The following is a 3,024-nucleotide window of genomic DNA, read 5'->3' on the forward strand; positions in this document are numbered from 1 at the left end:
TCTCGTCGACAGATCCTTTGGGGTTTGTTTTTGAGATTCCTTTGATTAATTGATAGATCCAGCAATGGAACTCTGTCAGGTAGTCAAGTTCTTAGTTAAATTGACAGTATCTGGGTTTTATTGCCCGTTTTGCTGAAAGTTTTCAACGGAGAGTTTGATCCTGGCTCAGGACGAACGCTGGCGGCGTGCTTAACACATGCAAGTCGAACGGTAAGGCCCTTTCGGGGGTACACGAGTGGCGAACGGGTGAGTAACACGTGAGTAACCTGCCCTTGACTCTGGGATAACATCTGGAAACAGGTGCTAATACCGGATATGAACCCTGGACTCATGTTTGGGGTTGGAAAGCTCCGGCGGTCATGGATGGACTCGCGGCCTATCAGCTTGTTGGTGAGGTAATGGCTCACCAAGGCTTCGACGGGTAGCCGGCCTGAGAGGGCGACCGGCCACATTGGGACTGAGATACGGCCCAAACTCCTACGGGAGGCAGCAGTGGGGAATATTGCACAATGGACGGAAGTCTGATGCAGCAACGCCGCGTGCGGGATGACGGCCTTCGGGTTGTAAACCGCTTTCACCCATGACGAAGCTAACGTGACGGTAGTGGGAGAAGAAGCACCGGCTAACTACGTGCCAGCAGCCGCGGTGATACGTAGGGTGCGAGCGTTGTCCGGATTTATTGGGCGTAAAGAGCTTGTAGGCGGTTTGTCGCGTCGGGAGTGAAAACTCAGTGCTTAACACTGAGCCTGCTTCCGATACGGGCAGACTTGAGGAAGGTAGGGGAGATCGGAATTCCTGGTGGAGCGGTGGAATGCGCAGATATCAGGAGGAACACCGGTGGCGAAGGCGGATCTCTGGACCTTTCCTGACGCTGAGAAGCGAAAGCGTGGGGAGCAAACAGGCTTAGATACCCTGGTAGTCCACGCCGTAAACGGTGGGTACTAGGTGTGGGGGACATTCCACGTTCTCCGTGCCGCAGCTAACGCATTAAGTACCCCGCCTGGGGAGTACGGCCGCAAGGCTAAAACTCAAAGGAATTGACGGGGCCCCGCACAAGCGGCGGAGCATGCGGATTAATTCGATGCAACGCGAAGAACCTTACCTGGGTTTGACATATGCCGGAAACACTCAGAGATGGGTGCCCCTTTTTGGTCGGTATACAGGTGGTGCATGGCTGTCGTCAGCTCGTGTCGTGAGATGTTGGGTTAAGTCCCGCAACGAGCGCAACCCTCGTCCAATGTTGCCAGCGGGTTATGCCGGGGACTCATTGGAGACCGCCGGGGTCAACTCGGAGGAAGGTGGGGATGACGTCAAGTCATCATGCCCCTTATGTCCAGGGCTTCACGCATGCTACAATGGCCGGTACAAAGAGCTGCGAGCCTGTAAGGGTGAGCGAATCTCAGAAAGCCGGTCTCAGTTCGGATTGGGGTCTGCAACTCGACCCCATGAAGTCGGAGTCGCTAGTAATCGCAGATCAGCAACGCTGCGGTGAATACGTTCCCGGGGCTTGTACACACCGCCCGTCAAGTCATGAAAGTCGGTAACACCCGAAGCCGGTGGCCCAACCTTTTGGGGGGAGCCGTCGAAGGTGGGACCGGTAATTAGGACTAAGTCGTAACAAGGTAGCCGTACCGGAAGGTGCGGCTGGATCACCTCCTTTCTAAGGAGCCTTTACCATTCACACCTGTGGTGTGGTGGTCATTGCTGGTTTCGAACACGTTCGTTGTTTGGCCGGCAGGCACCGGATAGTGGAACATTGACTATTAAGCTGATTCGGTTGTTGCCGGTGAGTACAATCCAGGGCCTTTGGGTTTTGGGAGTGGAAAGTTTGGTGGTGGCTGGGTTGGCCTGAGCGCGCTGTTGGGTCCTGAGGGGTCGGTTGCTTTGCGACGATTCTTCTGCGGACCAGTGTCCTGGTTGCCACTTGTTTGTGGTGGTTTGGGGTCTGGGCCCGCCCGTATCTTGAGAACTTCACAGTGGACGCGAGCATCTTTGTAGTAACAACAAGCTACTAAGTGCGATCGGTGGATGCCTTGGCACCAAGAGCCGATGAAGGACGTTGTAACCTGCGATAAGCCATGGGGAGCTGGTAAACGAGCTTTGATCCGTGGATCTCCGAATAGGGAAACCTCGAATTTCCGGAGTTATGTCCGGCGACCTCTGCCTGAATGTATAGGGCAGTTGGAGGGAACGTGGGGAAGTGAAACATCTCAGTACCCACAGGAAGAGAAAACAATTGTGATTCCGTTAGTAGTGGCGAGCGAACGCGGAAGAGGCCAAACCATGTGTGTGTGATAGCTGGCAGGCGTTGCACATGTGGTGTTGTGGGGCCGCTTGGATCGGACTGTCATTCGGTCAAAGAGTTAGAAATGATCAGGGAAGTTGAAGTGCCTGGAAGGGTACAGCGTAGAGGGTAATACTCCTGTAGACGTAATCTGGTCACTCTTTAGCGTTACCCCAAGTAACACGGAACCCCTGAAATTCCGTGTGAATCTGGCGGGACCATCCGCTAAGCCTAAATACTCCTTGGTGACCGATAGCGGACAAGTACCGTGAGGGAATGGTGAAAAGTACCCCGGGAGGGGAGTGAAATAGTACCTGAAACCGATCGCATACAATCCGTCGGAGCCTTCCTTTTGGGGGGGTGACGGCGTGCCTTTTGAAGAATGAGCCTGCGAGTTAGTGGTACGTGGCGAGGTTAACCCGTGTGGGGAAGCCGTAGCGAAAGCAAGTCCTAATAGGGCGTTTTAGTCGCGTGCTCTAGACCCGAAGCGGAGTGATCTATCCATGGCCAGGTTGAAGCGACGGTAAGACGTCGTGGAGGACCGAACTCACTTGGGTTGAAAACCGAGGAGATGAGCTGTGGATAGGGGTGAAAGGCCAATCAAACTCCGTGATAGCTGGTTCTCCCCGAAATGCATTTAGGTGCAGCGTCGCGTGTTTCTTACCGGAGGTAGAGCACTGGATGGTCTAGGGGGCCCACAAGCTTACCGAAATCAACCAAACTCCGAATGCCGGTAAGTG

At 54.4% G+C, this 3,024-nt stretch carries 2 rRNA genes; both read left to right on the forward strand.

The window, feature by feature from the left end:
• Positions 1 to 142 precede the first annotated feature (142 nt).
• Positions 143 to 1,660, forward strand: a 16S ribosomal RNA gene (locus tag ACYU7G_RS17460).
• Positions 1,661 to 2,001: 341 nt separating this feature from the next.
• Positions 2,002 to 3,024: ribosomal RNA gene (locus tag ACYU7G_RS17465) — 23S ribosomal RNA — on the forward strand; the annotation flags it as partial.

This window comes from Tessaracoccus terricola (genome assembly GCF_054776555.1).